This window comes from Pseudomonas hamedanensis (genome assembly GCF_014268595.2).
Classification (GTDB): domain Bacteria; phylum Pseudomonadota; class Gammaproteobacteria; order Pseudomonadales; family Pseudomonadaceae; genus Aquipseudomonas; species Aquipseudomonas hamedanensis.
On the sequence record NZ_CP077091.1, the window covers coordinates 283,724 to 300,232 of the forward strand.

Below are 16,509 nucleotides of genomic sequence, written 5' to 3' on the forward strand. Positions count from 1 at the left end.
ATTTGTCATGGCCACTGCCGAAAACACCCAAGCTCAAGACAACACCCCGGACACCGGTAACCCGCGCAAACGCAAAGTGCTGCTGCTGACCCTCGCCGTTGTGGTCGCACTCGCCTGTGCCGGCGTCTGGGCCTATCACGAGTTCATCGGACGCTTTAACGAAAGCACCGATGATGCCTACGTCAACGGCAACGTGGTGGAAATTACACCGCTGGTCACCGGCACCGTGGTCAGCATCGGTGCCGACGACGGTGATCTGGTTCATGAAGGCCAGGTGCTGGTCAACTTCGACCCCAACGATGCCGAAGTCGGCCTGCAAAGTGCCAAGGCCAAACTGGCGCGCACCGTGCGCCAGGTGCGCGGCTTGTACAGCAACGTCGACGGCATGAAGGCCCAGGTCAACGCGCAACAGGCCGAAGTGCAGAAGGCGCAGGACAACTACAACCGGCGGAAAAATCTGGCCCAGGGCGGGGCGATTTCCCAGGAAGAGCTGTCCCACGCCCGCGATGACCTGACCTCGGCGCAGAACGCCTTGGCCAACGCCAGACAGCAACTGAAAACCACCAGCGCGCTGGTCGACGACACCGTGGTCTCGTCGCATCCGGATGTGATGTCGGCCGCCGCCGATCTGCGTCAGGCCTACCTGACCAATGCCCGCAGCACCTTGATCGCGCCGGTTACCGGTTACGTCGCCAAGCGCACCGTGCAGCTCGGTCAGCGCGTGCAGCCGGGCACCGCGCTGATGGCGGTGATTCCGCTGGATCAACTGTGGATCGACGCCAACTTCAAGGAAACCCAACTGCGCGACATGCGCATCGGTCAGCCGGTGGATATCGAGGCCGACATCTATGGCAGCGACGTGAAATACAGCGGTACCGTCGACAGCCTCGGCGCCGGTACCGGCAGCGCGTTTGCCCTGCTGCCGGCGCAGAACGCTACGGGTAACTGGATCAAGATTGTGCAGCGGGTGCCGGTGCGCATTCACATCAATGCCGAAGAATTGGCCAGGCACCCATTGCGCGTGGGGCTGTCGACCAACGTTGAAGTGAATCTGCACGATCAGAGCGGCCCGGTGCTGGCGCAGCAACCACCGCAAAAGGCCTCGTTCAGCACCAACGTCTACGACCGCCAACTGGCCGAAGCGGACGCGATGATTGCGCAGCTGATTCACGACAACAGCGCAGCGGCGGGCAAGACCGCGCAGCGCTGACACCACGATCTTTCAGTTGTGGCGAGGGGATTTATCCCCGCTGGGTCGCGAAGCGGCCCCCGCTTTTGACTCAGGAAAAACGGGCCTGCTGCGCAGTCCAGCGGGGATAAATCCCCTCGCCACAGATAAATCCCCTCGCCACAGGGGCCCGTTCCCACAAGGCCGGCTGTGTTCATCAGGACGCAGCGCCAACCCGGTTCCAAAGGATTCACCATGAGCAATAACGCTTCTTTCACGCCGCCCAGCCTGTTGCTCAGCACCATCGGTCTGTCGCTGGCGACGTTCATGCAAGTACTCGACACGACCATCGCCAACGTCGCACTGCCGACGATCTCCGGCAACCTCGGCGTGAGTTCGGAGCAGGGCACCTGGGTCATCACTTCGTTTGCGGTGAGCAACGCGATTGCGCTGCCGCTGACCGGTTGGCTCAGCCGCCGCTTCGGCGAGGTGAAGCTGTTTCTGTGGGCGACGATGCTGTTTGTGCTGGCCTCGTTTCTCTGTGGTATCTCGACCTCGATGCCCGAGCTGATTGGCTTTCGGGTGTTGCAGGGACTGGTCGCTGGGCCGCTGTACCCGATGACCCAAACCCTGTTGATCGCGGTGTATCCGCCGGCGAAACGCGGGATGGCCCTGGCGTTATTGGCGATGGTCACGGTGGTCGCGCCGATTGCCGGGCCCATTCTCGGTGGCTGGATCACCGACAGTTACAGCTGGCCATGGATCTTCTTTATCAACGTGCCGATCGGCATCTTTGCGGTGATGGTGGTGCGTTCGCAACTGGCTAAACGGCCGGTCGTGACCAGCCGTCAGCCGATGGATTACGTCGGGTTGATTACGCTGATCATCGGCGTCGGTGCGTTGCAGGTGATCCTCGACAAGGGCAATGACCTGGACTGGTTCGAGTCGAACTTCATCATCGTCGGCGCGGCGATTTCTGTGGTGGCGCTGGCGGTGTTCGTGATCTGGGAAATGACCGACCGCCATCCGGTGGTCAACCTGCGCCTGTTCGCCTATCGCAACTTCCGTATCGGCACGCTGGTGCTGGTGTTGGGTTACGCCGGTTTCTTTGGCATCAACCTGATCCTGCCGCAGTGGCTGCAAACGCAAATGGGCTACACCGCGACCTGGGCCGGTCTGGCCGTGGCACCGATCGGTATTCTACCGGTGCTGCTGTCGCCATTTGTCGGCAAGTACGCGCACAAGTTTGACCTGCGTCTGCTCGCCGGCATTGCGTTTCTGGCGATTGGCCTGAGTTGCTTCATGCGCGCCGAGTTCACCAATGAGGTCGATTTCCAGCACATCGCCCTGGTGCAGTTGTTCATGGGCATCGGCGTGGCGCTGTTCTTCATGCCGACGTTGAGCATTCTGATGTCGGACTTGCCGCCGAGCCAGATTGCCGATGGCGCGGGTCTGGCGACGTTCCTGCGCACGTTGGGCGGCAGCTTTGCGGCGTCGCTGACGACGTGGATCTGGATTCGCCGGGCCGATCAGCATCATGCCTACATGAGCGAGAGCATCAGCACGTTCGAGCCGGCGACGCGTGAGACCTTGAATACGCTGGGCGGGGCGAGTCAGTCGGCGTATGCGCAGATGGATCAGATTCTGACCAGTCAGGCTTACATGCTCTCGACCGTGGATTACTTCACGCTGCTCGGGTGGGGGTTCATGGGGTTGATCTTGATCGTGTGGCTGGCGAAGCCGCCGTTTGCGGCGAAGGCCGGGCCGGCCGCCAGCGGGCATTGACCTTGGCAAGATCGTTCCCACGCTCCGCGTGGGAATGCAGCCCGGGACGCTCCGCGTCCCTTCAATGCCGAACGCGGAGCGTCCGATGAGGCATTCCCACGCAGAGCGTGGGAACGATCATGCGCAGGGAGCGATCATGTGGTTGGGGCGGGCAGGGCAGGCGGCGGGGCAAAATCGAACGGCGCCAACGCGTACCCGCTCTCATCCACCTGCAACGCCCAGCCTTGACGATCCCAATCGCCCAGGACAATCCGCTTCGCCGCCTGCTCACCGAGCTGCAACTTGTGAATCGCCGGGCGGTGGGTGTGCCCGTGAATCAGGGTTTTCACCCCGAACGCCTGCATGATCCGCGGAATTTCTTCCGGCGTGACATCGACGATGTCATTGGCCTTCATCCGCACCTGCGCCCGGCTTTCGTTGCGCAGTTTGCGCGCCAGTTTATGCCGGGTACGCAAGGGCAGGTTGCGCAGAGTAAACAGGGTGATCGGGTTACGCAGGTAGCGGCGCAGCTTCATATAGCCGACGTCGCGGGTGCACAGGCTGTCGCCGTGCATCAGCAGCACCGGCTCGCCGTAGAACTGCACGACACTCGGGTCCTTCAACAGCGTGCAGCCGGCCTCTTTGCAGAACGCCTTGCCGAGCATGAAGTCGCGATTGCCGTGCATCAGAAAGATGGCCGTGCCGCTGTCGCTCAAATCGCGCAGGGCCTGGCAGATGGAACGCTGAAAGGGCGTCATGGCGTCGTCGCCAATCCACGCCTCGAAAAAGTCGCCGAGGATGTACAGCGCACTCGCCGAGCGGGCGCGTCCGGCGAGCAAATCCAGAAACGCCCGGGTAATGTCCGGGCGCTCCTCTTCCAGATGCAAGTCTGAAATCAGCAATATCACGCTGCGATGATCTCGGCTTTCTCGATGATCACGTCGTCAGCAGGTACGTCCTGGTGGCCGGCCTTGGAAGTGGTCGACACGCCTTTGATCTTGTCGACAACGTCGGTGCCTTCGGTGACTTTACCGAATACCGCGTAGCCCCAGCCCTGCACGTTCTTGCCGCTGTGGTTGAGGAAGGTGTTGTCGGCAACGTTGATGAAAAACTGCGCCGAAGCCGAATGCGGCTCCATGGTGCGGGCCATGGCGACGGTGTACTTGTCGTTGGAAAGACCGTTGTCCGCTTCGTTCTGGATGCTTGGACGCTTGTCTTTCTTTTCTTTCATGCCAGGCTCGAAACCGCCGCCCTGGATCATGAAGTTACCGATGACGCGGTGGAAAACGGTGTTTTCGTAGTGACCGGCCTTCACGTATTCGATGAAGTTGGCAACGGTGATCGGCGCCTTTTCAGCGTTCAGTTCGATGACGATGTCGCCATGGTTGGTGGTCAGTTTGACTTGAGTCATGGTCATTACTCTGTATAGGGAATTCGTGGTTTTCCGACACCTGGCCCGAAAACCGGTTCAGCCTGCTTCGGCCAAGGTGCGCAGTTTAGCGTGACAGGCGCGAATTTCGAGGCGGTTTTTCATTTCGTGGCGATTAAATGCATGCCTTTATAGGGCCTGCTCTGTCAGGCCCTTGACGGCATCGGCTATGATAGCGGCTTTGTTTTGTCTGGCCCCTCTTTGCGGCCGCGCACATGTAAGTCAAGGATCCTATGAGCAAGCCCACTGTCGACCCTACCTCGAATGCCAAGTCCGGCCCTGCCGTGCCGGTCAACTTCCTGCGGCCGATCATCCAGGCAGACCTGGACTCGGGCAAGCACACCCAGATCGTGACCCGCTTCCCGCCGGAGCCCAACGGCTACCTGCACATCGGCCACGCCAAGTCGATCTGCGTGAACTTCGGCCTGGCCCAGGAGTTCGGTGGTGTCACGCACCTGCGTTTCGACGACACCAACCCGGCCAAGGAAGATCAGGAATACATCGACGCGATCAAAAGCGACGTGCAGTGGCTGGGCTTCGAATGGGCAGGCGAGGTGCGCTACGCCTCGCAGTATTTCGACCAGTTGCACGACTGGGCGGTCGAGCTGATCAAGGCCGGCAAGGCCTACGTCGATGACCTGACTCCTGAGCAGGCCAAGGAATACCGTGGCAGCCTGACCGAGCCGGGCAAGAACAGCCCGTTCCGTGACCGTTCGGTTGAGGAAAACCTCGACCTGTTCGCGCGCATGAAGGCCGGTGAGTTCCCGGACGGTGCTCGCGTACTGCGCGCGAAGATCGACATGGCTTCGCCGAACATGAACCTGCGCGACCCGATCATGTACCGCATTCGCCACGCCCATCACCACCAGACCGGTGACAAGTGGTGCATCTACCCGAACTACGACTTCACTCACGGTCAGTCGGACGCCATCGAAGGCATCACCCACTCGATCTGCACCCTGGAGTTCGAAAGCCATCGTCCGCTGTACGAGTGGTTCCTCGACGCGCTGCCAGTGCCGGCGCACCCGCGTCAGTACGAGTTCAGCCGTCTGAACCTTAACTACACCATCACCAGCAAGCGCAAGCTCAAGCAACTGGTTGACGAAAAGCACGTCAATGGCTGGGACGATCCGCGCATGTCCACGCTGTCGGGTTTCCGCCGCCGTGGCTACACGCCGAAATCGATCCGCAACTTCTGCGAAATGATCGGCACCAACCGTTCCGACGGCGTGGTTGACTTCGGCATGCTCGAATTCAGCATCCGTGACGACCTCGACCACAGCGCACCGCGCGCGATGTGCGTGCTGCGTCCGCTGAAAGTGGTCATCACCAATTATCCGGAAGGCCAGGTCGAAAACCTCGAACTGCCACGCCACCCGAAAGAAGACATGGGCGTGCGCGCGTTGCCGTTCGCCCGGGAAATCTACATCGACCGTGAGGACTTCATGGAAGAGCCGCCGAAGGGCTACAAGCGCCTGGAACCGGCCGGTGAAGTGCGTCTGCGCGGCAGCTACGTGATCCGTGCCGACGAAGCGATCAAGGACGCCGACGGCAACATCGTCGAACTGCGTTGCTCGTACGACCCGGACACCCTCGGCAAGAACCCGGAAGGGCGCAAGGTCAAAGGCGTGATCCACTGGGTGCCGGCCGCCGCCAGCGTCGAGTGCGAAGTGCGTCTGTACGATCGCCTGTTCCGTTCGCCGAACCCGGAAAAGGCCGAAGACAGCGCCAGTTTCCTCGACAACATCAACCCTGACTCGCTGCAAGTGCTGACCGGCTGTCGTGCTGAGCCATCGCTCGGCAACGCCCAGCCGGAAGACCGTTTCCAGTTCGAGCGCGAAGGTTACTTCGTCGCTGATTTGAAGGACTCGAAACCCGGTCAGCCGGTATTCAACCGTACTGTGACCCTGCGTGATTCGTGGGGCCAGTGAGTGAGTCAAGGAACTAACGTGCTAACGATCTACAACACGCTCACCAAGAGCAAAGAAGTCTTCAAGCCGCTGGATGGCAACAAGGTGCGCATGTATGTCTGCGGGATGACCGTGTACGACTACTGCCACCTCGGCCACGGCCGCAGCATGGTCGCGTTCGACCTGGTGACGCGCTGGTTGCGCTTCAGCGGTTATGACCTGACCTACGTGCGCAACATCACCGACATCGACGACAAGATCATCAATCGTGCTCGCGAGAACGGTGAATCGTTCGAAGCGCTGACCGAGCGCATGATCGCCGCGATGCACGAAGACGAAGCGCGCCTGAATATCAAGAAGCCGGACATGGAACCGCGCGCGACCGATCATATCGCTGGCATGCACGCGATGATCCAGACCCTGATCGACAAGGGCTACGCTTACGCGCCAGGCAATGGTGACGTGTACTACCGCGTCGCCAAATTCATGGGCTACGGCAAGCTGTCGCGCAAGAAGATCGAAGACCTGCGCATTGGCGCGCGTATCGAAGTCGACGAGTCGAAAGAAGACCCGCTCGACTTCGTGCTGTGGAAAGCCGCCAAGCCGGGCGAGCCGAGCTGGGAATCGCCATGGGGCGCCGGACGTCCGGGCTGGCACATCGAGTGCTCGGTCATGTCGACCTGCTGCCTCGGCGAGACCTTCGACATTCATGGCGGCGGCAGCGACCTTGAGTTCCCGCACCACGAAAACGAAATCGCCCAGAGCGAAGCGGCCACCGGCAAGACCTACGCCAACGCGTGGATGCATTGCGGGATGATTCGCATCAATGGCGAGAAGATGTCCAAGTCGTTGAACAACTTCTTCACCATCCGCGACGTGCTCGACAAGTACCACCCGGAAGTCGTGCGCTACCTGCTGGTGTCGAGCCACTACCGCAGCGCGATCAACTACTCGGAAGACAACCTCAAGGACGCCAAGGGCGCACTGGAGCGTTTCTACCACGCGCTGAAAGGTCTGGCGTCTGTGGCGCCGGCGGGCGGCGAAGCGTTCGTCGAGCGTTTCACCACGGTGATGAACGACGACTTCGGCACCCCCGAAGCGTGCGCCGTGCTGTTCGAGATGGTGCGCGAGATCAACCGTCTGCGTGAGAGCGATTTCGATGCAGCGGCGGGGCTGGCGGCGCGCTTGAAAGAACTGGCGAGTGTGTTGGGCGTGTTGCAGCTCGAGGCCGATGACTTCCTGCAGGCGGGCGCCGAAGGGCGTGTCGATGCGGCAGAAGTGGATGCGTTGATTGCCGCGCGTCTGGCGGCTCGGGCGGGTAAGGATTGGGCTGAGTCGGATCGGATTCGTGATCAGCTGACGGCGATGGGTGTCGTGTTGGAAGATGGCAAGGGTGGGACTACCTGGCGTCTGGCGGACTGATCTAAAAGCCAAAAGTCAAAAGCCCCTCACCCTAACCCTCTCCCGGAGGGAGAGGGGACTGACCGAGGTGTCTTTTGTTATACGCCGACCTGAATGACCGAGTCGATTCTGGATTCGGTGAAGCAAGATCAGGTCGGCGTATCTCTCGAATATCCCCCAATCGGCTCCCTCTCCTCGAGGGAGAGGGGACTGACCGAGGTGTCTTTTGTTATACGCCGACCTGAATGACCGAGTCGATTCTGGATTCGGTGAAGCAAGATCAGGTCGGCGTATCTCTCGAATATCCCCCAATCGGCTCCCTCTCCTCGAGGGAGATGGGACTGACCGAGGTGTCTTTTGTTATACGCCGACCTGAATGACCGAGTCGATTCTGGATTCGGTGAAGAAAGTTCAGGTCGGCGTATCTCTCGAATATCCCGCGGTCGGCCCCCTCTCCTGTGGGAGAGGGCTGGGGTGAGGGCAAGGGCTGTACTCAGTTGCCAATCTGCCGCAACCGCTTATACAGCGTATTCCGGCTCACCCCCAACCGCCGCGCCAGATGCGAAATATTCCCCCCAGCCGCCTTCAACTCGCGGTTCAACGCGTCAACATCATTCAAATCCAGCCCCAGCGGCGCAGCCGTCTCCACCGGCTCCATCTCCAGATCGACAAAAAAATCATCCGGCAAATGCTCCGGCCGTACCGGTTGCTCCTCGGCCATCGCCAACGCCACCTGCATCACGCTGCTGACCTGACGCAAATTCCCCGGCCACGGATGCTTTTCAAACAATTCCAGTACCTCTGGGCTCAGCCCCGCCCATTGCGTCGGCTCGCGATGCTGCTCCCACAGTCGCTTGAACAACGCCTGTTTATCACTGCGCTCACGCAGCGGCGGCAGTTCCAGGGTCAGGCCGCCGATGCGGTAATACAGATCTTCACGGAAGCGGCCCAACTGCACTTGCTCGCGCAACGAGCGATTGGTCGCCGAGATTATTCGCAGATCCACCGGGAACAATTCGCTGCTGCCCACCGGTTGCACGCAACGCTCTTGCAACACCCGCAACAGGCGCGCCTGGGTCGGCAGCGGCATATCACCGATCTCATCGAGGAACAGCGTGCCTTTGTCGGCCTTGCGGATCAGGCCGATGCTGCCTTTCTGGTTGGCTCCGGTAAACGCGCCTTTCTCATAGCCAAACAATTCAGATTCGACCAGTTCGGCGGGGATCGCTGCGCAGTTCACCGCGATGAATGCCTGTTTGCTCCGGGAGCTGGCCTGGTGCAGGGCTTTGACGAAGACTTCCTTGCCGACCCCGGTTTCACCGTGGATCAACAGCGGAATGTCTTTCTCCAATAACCGTTCGGCCTGGCGCACGGCTTTTTCTACGCGGCTGTCGCCGAAATGCAGCGTATTGAGGCTGATCGCACTGGCTGACGCAGGCTTGTCCTCGGCGACAAACACCCGCGCCTGAACCGGCGCCTGTTTCGGCCGTTTCAGCAAGCATTGAAAACGGTTGCGCCCGGAAGTCTGCAAGGCAAACGGCAGGCCTTCGGGCTGATTGATCAGCTCCAGCAGCGAGACCTTGAACAGGCTTTCGACGCTGACCCGTGACAGGCGCACACCGAGCAAGTTGTCGGCGCGGCGATTGGCCGAAAGCACCTGACCGCTCTCATCGAAAATCAACAAACCGGCCCATTGGCTGTCGAGGTTGTTCAACCCGGTGTTGAAGGTCAGTTGAAAATGCTGGCCATGAAACAGGTTGAGGATCAACCGGTTCTCCACGGTCTGGCTCATCATTTTGACCATGCCGAGGGTGTGCGAGGGCGGCAGGTAGCTGTCGCTGGACACATCCAGCACGGCGATGACCTTGCGCTCGGCATCGAAAATCGGCGCGGCGGAGCCGGTCATGAAGCGGTTGGCCTTGAGAAAATGCTCGTCGTGTTCGATGTGCACTGCCTGTTCGCAGGCCAGCGCGGTGCCGATCGCATTGGTGCCGCTGCTGCGTTCCATCCAGCTCGCCCCGGCCTGAAAGCCCCGGGCCAGATTCGGCTCGATAAACCGCTGGGTGCCCCACGAAGTCAGCACCTGGCCCTGATTGTCGGCGAGCATGATCAGGCAATTGGAGTTGCTGAGGATGTTTTCGTAATAGGGCAGGACTTCCTGATGCGTGGTCTGCACCAGTGAATGATGACTGTCGAGCAGGCGCGCAATGCCGGCCGCAGGCAATTGATCGAAGGCCGGTGTGCTCTGATGGTCGAGACCGAACGCGCGGCAACGTTGCCAGGAGGTCTGGACGATCGCGTCGTGGGACAGCGGCGAAGCAGGTGCGGCCATGGGGGCGAGCCTCTGAGTGCAGCGATTTTATTATTGTTATGAACCCGATTCCTGAGAGCCACGCAGACCACCTGTGGGAGCGAGCTTGCTCGCGAATGGGGCGTATCAGTCACCAAATGGGTTGAATGACACACCGTATTCGCGAGCAAGCTCGCTCCCACATTGGATCTGCGGCGCTCAGACAATCCGGGCAAAAAGCGCTTATAGAGTGTTGTTCACTATTGTTCATTGTCAATCACCCCACTGTTCAAAAGTGTTCAGCTGTGAACGCCTCGTTTCCCCGTAATCAGCGATTCTCAAACCAAATCAACCACTTGCCATTTCTGGCACGAATGTCGCTCTATTGCTTCGGTCGCTTGACTCCAAAAAATAAAAAAGGCCGAGCCATGTCACTCACCCTGGAGCACGTCAGCCGTACCGTCGAGGGCCAGATCTGGATCGACGATGCGTGCCTGAAATTCGAACCCGGATCCTTCAACGTCTTGCTCGGGCGTACCCTGTCCGGCAAAACCAGTCTGATGCGCCTGATGGCCGGTCTGGACAAGCCCGACAGCGGTCGCGTGCTGATGAACGGCGTCGACGTCACCCAGCGCCCGGTGCGTCTGCGCAATGTGTCGATGGTCTATCAGCAGTTCATCAATTATCCGACCATGACCGTGTTCGAGAACATTGCCTCGCCGCTGCGCCAGGCCGGTATTTCCAAAGAGATCATCCACAGCAAGGTGCAGGAAACCGCACGCATGCTGCGGATCGAGAAGTTCTTGCAGCGCTATCCGCTGGAACTCTCCGGCGGTCAGCAGCAGCGTACGGCCATGGCTCGCGCGCTGGTCAAGGACGCCGAACTGATCCTCTTCGATGAACCCTTGGTCAACCTCGACTACAAGCTGCGCGAAGAGCTGCGCCAGGAAATGCGCGAGCTGTTCAAGGCGCGCCACACCATTGCCATCTACGCCACCACCGAACCCAACGAAGCACTGGCCCTCGGCGGCACCACGACCATCCTGCACGAAGGCCGGGTGATCCAGAGTGGGCCGTCGACCGAGGTTTACCATCAGCCGCAAACGGTACTGGCGGCGGAGTTGTTCTCCGAGCCGCCGATCAACCTGATGCCCGGGCGCATTGCCGGCAACGAAGTCAGCTTTGCCAACTTCGTACACTTTCCGTTGAACGTTGACTTGCGCCCGGTGGGCGAGGGCGAGTTCCGTTTCGGCGTACGCCCCAGCCATATCTCGCTGGTGCCGAGCAACGACGACGATCTGGAATTGGCCGTGACCGTCGAAGTCGCCGAGATCAGCGGTTCAGAAACCTTCCTGCACGTGCGCAACGAGCATTTCCTGCTGGTGCTGCACCTGCCCGGGGTTCACGAATACGACGTCGATGCGCCGATCCGCATTTATATCCCGACCCATAAACTGTTCGTTTTCGATGCGCAGGGCCGTCTGGTGCAAGCACCTGGCCGGCGTGTCGCGAGGGTTGCCTGATGGCCGAAATCCGATTGCAGCACCTCGCCCACAGTTACAGCAAAACCCCGAGCGGCGCGGAAGATTATGCGATCCGCGAAATGGACCACATCTGGGAGCAGGGCGGGGCGTACGCCTTGCTCGGTCCGTCCGGATGCGGCAAGTCGACCTTGCTCAACATCATTTCCGGCCTGCTCAGCCCTTCACAGGGCCACGTGCTGTTCGATGGCAAAGCGGTCAACGACCTGACGCCGGAGAAGCGCAACATCGCTCAGGTTTTCCAGTTTCCGGTGGTCTACGACACCATGACCGTGTTCGATAACCTCGCCTTTCCCCTGCGAAATCAGGGCATGGCCGAGGCGAAAGTGCACAGCAAGGTGCAGGAAATTGCCGAAGTGCTCGACCTGCAGAATCTGTTGAGCAAAAAGGCGCGCAACCTCACCGCCGATGAAAAACAGAAAGTCTCGATGGGCCGTGGTCTGGTGCGCGACGACGTTTCGGCGATTCTCTTCGACGAGCCGCTGACGGTGATCGACCCGCACCTGAAGTGGAAGCTTCGGCGCAAGCTCAAGCAGATCCACGAGCAGTTCAACATCACCATGGTCTACGTCACCCACGATCAACTGGAGGCCTCGACCTTTGCCGACAAGATCGCGGTGATGTACGGCGGCCAGATCGTCCAGTTCGGTACGCCACGGGAATTGTTCGAGCGGCCGAGCCACACCTTTGTCGGCTATTTCATCGGCAGCCCGGGGATGAATCTGATTGAGGTGCAGGCGCAACCCGGTGGCGTCGGTTTCGCCTCGACCCACCTGCCCCTGTCCGACGCCATGCAGCGTCATATCGAGCACGGTCAGTGGAAAAATCTGAAGGTCGGCATCCGTCCCGAGTTTATTCATGTGTGGGACGAGCCGTTTGACGATGCGATGCAGGCAAAAGTCGTACACGTCGAAGACCTCGGCACCTACAAGATCATGACCCTCAACCTCGATGGCGCGCCGTTGAAGGTACGTCTGGCCGAAGACAAACCGGTGCCGCAGGGCACGGCGTACATCAGTTTCCCGGCGCAGTGGCTGATGGTCTATGCCGATGAATTTTTGCTGGAAGTCAGCGACGAGGAGGCGCAGCCATGAACAAGGTGCAGAACAACAAGGCCTGGTGGCTGGTGTTGCCGGTATTTCTGCTGGTGGCGTTCAGCGCGGTGATCCCGATGATGACCGTGGTCAACTATTCGGTGCAGGACATCTTCGACCAGTCCAGCCGCTACTTCGTCGGTGCCGACTGGTACAAGCAGGTACTGCTCGACCCGCGTTTGCACGATTCGCTGCTGCGCCAGTTCATCTATTCGGCCTGCGTGCTGCTGATCGAAATCCCGCTGGGCATCGCCGTCGCGCTGACCATGCCGACCAAGGGCCGCTGGTCCTCGGTGGTGCTGATCATCCTGGCGATTCCGCTGCTGATTCCGTGGAACGTGGTCGGCACCATCTGGCAGATTTTTGGCCGCGCCGACATCGGCCTGCTCGGCTCCAGCCTCAACGCGATGGGCATCAGCTACAACTACGCGGCCAATACCATGGACGCCTGGGTGACCGTGTTGGTAATGGACGTCTGGCACTGGACTTCGCTGGTCGCGCTGCTGTGTTTCTCCGGTTTGCGCGCGATTCCCGACGTGTATTACCAGGCTGCACGGATTGATCGGGCCTCGGCCTGGGCGGTGTTCCGCCACATTCAACTGCCCAAGCTGAAGAGCGTGCTACTGATCGCCGTGATGCTGCGCTTCATGGACAGCTTCATGATCTACACCGAGCCGTTCGTGCTCACCGGCGGCGGGCCGGGTAATGCCACGACCTTCTTGAGTCAGACGTTGACGCAGATGGCGGTAGGGCAATTCGACCTCGGTCCGGCAGCGGCGTTTTCGCTGGTGTACTTCCTGATCATTCTGTTGGTGTCCTGGCTGTTCTATACCGCCATGACGCACTCCGACGCCAACCGCTGAGGCCCGGCCATGAGCAAGAGAAAGCTGATTCCGTTGCTGATCTACATCCTGTTCCTGCTGGTGCCGATCTACTGGCTGCTGAACATGTCGTTCAAGAGCAACACCGAAATCCTCGGCGGCCTGACGCTTTTCCCACAGGACTTCACGCTGGCGAACTACAAGGTGATCTTCACTGATCCGAGCTGGTACACCGGCTATCTGAACTCGCTGTATTACGTCAGCCTCAACACCGTGATTTCTTTGAGTGTGGCGCTTCCGGCGGCCTATGCGTTTTCACGCTATCGTTTCCTCGGCGACAAGCACCTGTTCTTCTGGCTGTTGACCAACCGCATGGCGCCGCCGGCGGTGTTTTTGCTGCCGTTTTTCCAGTTGTATTCGTCAATCGGACTGTTTGACACGCACATCGCCGTGGCCTTGGCGCACTGTCTGTTCAACGTGCCGTTGGCGGTATGGATTCTGGAAGGTTTCATGTCCGGCGTGCCCAAGGAGATCGACGAAACCGCCTACATCGACGGCTACAGTTTCCCCAAGTTTTTCGTGAAGATTTTCATCCCGTTGATCGGCTCCGGCATCGGTGTCACGGCGTTTTTCTGCTTCATGTTTTCCTGGGTCGAACTGCTGCTGGCGCGCACCCTGACCTCGGTCAACGCCAAGCCGATTGCGGCGGTGATGACGCGAACGGTGTCGGCATCGGGGATCGATTGGGGCGTGCTGGCAGCGGCGGGGGTGTTGACGATCCTGCCGGGCATGCTGGTGATCTGGTTTGTGCGCAACCACGTGGCCAAGGGCTTTGCCCTCGGTCGAGTCTGAGGAACTGATGATGGAATGGATGAGCTGGACGACACCGACCGCCGCGTTCTTCATCGGCATCGGTCTGATTCTGGTGGGCATGACCACTTGGGAACTGCGTTCGCCGAGCATTCTGCGGCGAGGGTTTTTGCCGATTGCCACCACCCGTGGCGATCGCTTGTTTATCGGTCTTCTCGGCAGCGCCTACCTGCATCTGCTGGTAATCGGCGTCACCGACTGGAGCATCTGGGTCGCGTCCGCGTTATCCCTGGTGTGGCTGTTGGCTGTGATGCGTTGGGGCTAGTCGAATCGTTCGGCAACGCGGCTCCACAACTTAAACAGGAGGTCTCTATGTTCGATAAAAACAATAAGCTGCGACATAGCATTTCATTGGCAGCCATGCTGGCACTCAGCGGTTTGAGCGCATCTGCCTGGGCGGACGCCTATGAAGATGCTGCGAAAAAATGGATCGGCAGCGAGTTCAAGCCCTCGACCCTGACGGCCGAACAGCAGCTCGAAGAATTGAAGTGGTTCATCAAGGCCGCCGAGCCGTTTCGCGGCATGGACATCAAGGTCGTTTCCGAGACCCTGACCACCCACGAATACGAGTCGAAAGTACTCGCCAAGGCCTTCAGCGAAATCACCGGGATCAAGCTCACCCACGACTTGCTGCAGGAAGGCGACGTGGTCGAGAAAATGCAAACGGTGATGCAGTCGGACAAGAACATCTATGACGGCTGGGTCAACGATTCCGACCTGATCGGCACGCACTTTCGCTACGGCAAGACCGAATCGATCACCGACCTGATGGCCAACGAGGGCAAGAACTTCACCTCGCCGACTCTCGACCTCAAGGACTTCATCGGTATCTCCTTCACCACCGCGCCGGACGGCAAAATCTATCAATTGCCCGACCAGCAATTCGCCAACCTGTACTGGTTCCGCGCCGACTGGTTCGAGCGCGCCGATCTGAAAGCCAAGTTCAAGGAGAAGTACGGTTACGAGCTGGGCGTGCCGGTGAACTGGTCGGCCTATGAAGACATCGCCAAATTCTTCAGCGAAGACGTCAAGGAAATCGACGGCAAACGCGTTTACGGGCACATGGATTACGGCAAGAAAGACCCGTCGCTGGGCTGGCGCTTCACCGATGCCTGGTTCTCCATGGCCGGCGGCGGCGATAAGGGCATTCCCAACGGTTTGCCGGTGGACGAGTGGGGCATTCGCGTCGAAGACTGCCACCCGGTCGGCTCCAGCGTGACCCGCGGCGGCGATACCAACGGCCCGGCGGCAGTGTTCGCGACCACCAAATACGTCGACTGGTTGAAGAAGTACGCGCCACCGGAAGCGGCCGGCATGACCTTCTCCGAGTCCGGCCCGGTGCCGTCGCAAGGCAACATCGCTCAGCAGATCTTCTGGTACACCGCGTTCACCGCCGACATGACCAAACCGGGCCTGCCGGTGGTCAATGCCGACGGCACGCCGAAATGGCGCATGGCGCCTTCGCCGCGTGGGCCGTATTGGGAAGAGGGCATGAAGCTCGGTTATCAGGACGTGGGATCGTGGACGTTCATGAAGTCTACGCCTGAGAAGCAGAAACTGGCGGCGTGGCTGTACGCGCAGTTCGTCACGTCGAAAACCGTCTCGCTGAAGAAAACCATCGTCGGCCTGACGCCGATTCGTGAGTCGGACATCAACTCCCAGGCGATGACCGATCTGGCACCGAAGCTCGGCGGCCTGGTCGAGTTCTACCGCAGCCCGGCCCGCGTGCAATGGACCCCGACGGGGACCAACGTGCCGGACTATCCGCGTCTGGCGCAACTGTGGTGGAGCCACATCGCCGAAGCGGCCAGTGGCGAGAAAACCCCGCAACAGGCGCTTGATGGTTTGGCCAAGGATCAGGACCGCATCATGGAACGCCTCGAACGCTCCAAGGCTCAGGCAGTTTGTGCTCCGAAGATGAACCCGGAGCGCGATGCTCAGTATTGGTTCGATCAGCCGGGCGCACCGAAACCGAAACTGGCGAACGAGAAGCCGAAGGGTGAAACCGTGAGCTATAGCGAACTGCTGAAATCGTGGGCGGATGCGCGTAAGTAACAGCTGAAATGTGGAAAGCGAACGGCACCGCAGGGTGCCGTTTTCTTTTCTGTCTGATTACAGAAATCGCCAGCAGGCTGGCTCCCACAGATGTTTGCCGTATTTACACGTTTTGCGTACATCGCGAGTTACTGTGGGAGCTTGCCTGCAAGCGATCGCGGCCTGA

General features: G+C 59.9%; 13 protein-coding genes. 10 read left to right on the forward strand and 3 right to left on the reverse strand.

The window, feature by feature from the left end:
- Positions 1-7 precede the first annotated feature (7 nt).
- The gene (locus tag HU739_RS01290) at positions 8-1,210 is read left to right on the forward strand and encodes an HlyD family secretion protein (RefSeq protein ID WP_186549927.1); all 1,203 of its coding nucleotides are present in this window, start codon (positions 8-10) and stop codon (positions 1,208-1,210) included.
- A 213-nt stretch (positions 1,211-1,423) separates the two neighbouring features.
- Complete coding sequence (locus tag HU739_RS01295) at positions 1,424-2,953, forward strand: DHA2 family efflux MFS transporter permease subunit (RefSeq protein ID WP_110645493.1); 1,530 nt, start codon at positions 1,424-1,426, stop codon at positions 2,951-2,953.
- Positions 2,954-3,087: 134 nt separating this feature from the next.
- On the opposite strand, the gene lpxH is transcribed toward HU739_RS01295, so the two are convergent.
- Positions 3,088-3,840: a UDP-2,3-diacylglucosamine diphosphatase gene (gene lpxH / locus HU739_RS01300; protein WP_186549929.1), complete on the reverse strand. Its 753-nt coding sequence runs from the start codon at positions 3,838-3,840 to the stop codon at positions 3,088-3,090.
- Positions 3,837-4,343, reverse strand: coding sequence for a peptidylprolyl isomerase (locus tag HU739_RS01305; RefSeq protein WP_186549931.1), 507 nt, complete (start codon positions 4,341-4,343; stop codon positions 3,837-3,839). The genes lpxH and HU739_RS01305 overlap by 4 nt, the downstream gene beginning before the upstream one ends.
- A 251-nt stretch (positions 4,344-4,594) precedes the next feature.
- On the opposite strand from HU739_RS01305, the gene HU739_RS01310 reads away from it, so the two are divergent.
- A complete protein-coding gene (locus HU739_RS01310) occupies positions 4,595-6,292 on the forward strand; it encodes a glutamine--tRNA ligase/YqeY domain fusion protein (protein WP_186549934.1) in 1,698 nt (565 codons plus the stop codon).
- Between the two features lie 18 nt (positions 6,293-6,310).
- The gene (gene cysS / locus HU739_RS01315) at positions 6,311-7,693 is read left to right on the forward strand and encodes a cysteine--tRNA ligase (protein ID WP_186549936.1); all 1,383 of its coding nucleotides are present in this window, start codon (positions 6,311-6,313) and stop codon (positions 7,691-7,693) included.
- Positions 7,694-8,165: 472 nt separating this feature from the next.
- Here the strand turns inward: cysS and HU739_RS01320 are convergent, their stop codons facing one another.
- Entirely contained in the window at positions 8,166-10,004 is a 1,839-nt protein-coding gene (locus HU739_RS01320; RefSeq protein ID WP_186549941.1) for a sigma-54-dependent Fis family transcriptional regulator, read from the reverse strand.
- A gap of 386 nt (positions 10,005-10,390) precedes the next feature.
- Here HU739_RS01320 and HU739_RS01325 point away from each other — a divergent pair, with 386 nt between their 5' ends.
- The 6 genes from HU739_RS01325 to HU739_RS01350 are packed head-to-tail and all read left to right on the forward strand — an operon-like array spanning position 10,391 to position 16,343.
- On the forward strand, positions 10,391-11,485 hold the full coding sequence (locus HU739_RS01325; RefSeq protein WP_125918071.1) for an ABC transporter ATP-binding protein: 1,095 nt from the start codon (positions 10,391-10,393) through the stop codon (positions 11,483-11,485).
- Positions 11,485-12,597, forward strand: a complete 1,113-nt coding sequence (locus tag HU739_RS01330) for an ABC transporter ATP-binding protein (protein ID WP_186549943.1) — start codon at positions 11,485-11,487, stop codon at positions 12,595-12,597. The genes HU739_RS01325 and HU739_RS01330 overlap by 1 nt, the downstream gene beginning before the upstream one ends.
- Positions 12,594-13,460 carry a carbohydrate ABC transporter permease gene (locus tag HU739_RS01335; protein ID WP_007912484.1) on the forward strand — a complete coding sequence of 289 codons (867 nt, stop codon included), beginning with the start codon at positions 12,594-12,596 and terminating at the stop codon, positions 13,458-13,460. The genes HU739_RS01330 and HU739_RS01335 overlap by 4 nt, the downstream gene beginning before the upstream one ends.
- A 9-nt stretch (positions 13,461-13,469) precedes the next feature.
- On the forward strand, positions 13,470-14,270 hold the full coding sequence (locus tag HU739_RS01340) for a carbohydrate ABC transporter permease (RefSeq protein WP_003232361.1): 801 nt from the start codon (positions 13,470-13,472) through the stop codon (positions 14,268-14,270).
- A 10-nt stretch (positions 14,271-14,280) separates the two neighbouring features.
- Positions 14,281-14,553: a DUF2160 domain-containing protein gene (locus tag HU739_RS01345; RefSeq protein WP_038861868.1), complete on the forward strand. Its 273-nt coding sequence runs from the start codon at positions 14,281-14,283 to the stop codon at positions 14,551-14,553.
- Positions 14,554-14,600: 47 nt separating this feature from the next.
- Positions 14,601-16,343: an ABC transporter substrate-binding protein gene (locus HU739_RS01350; protein ID WP_186549945.1), complete on the forward strand. Its 1,743-nt coding sequence runs from the start codon at positions 14,601-14,603 to the stop codon at positions 16,341-16,343.
- Positions 16,344-16,509: the final 166 nt, after the last annotated feature.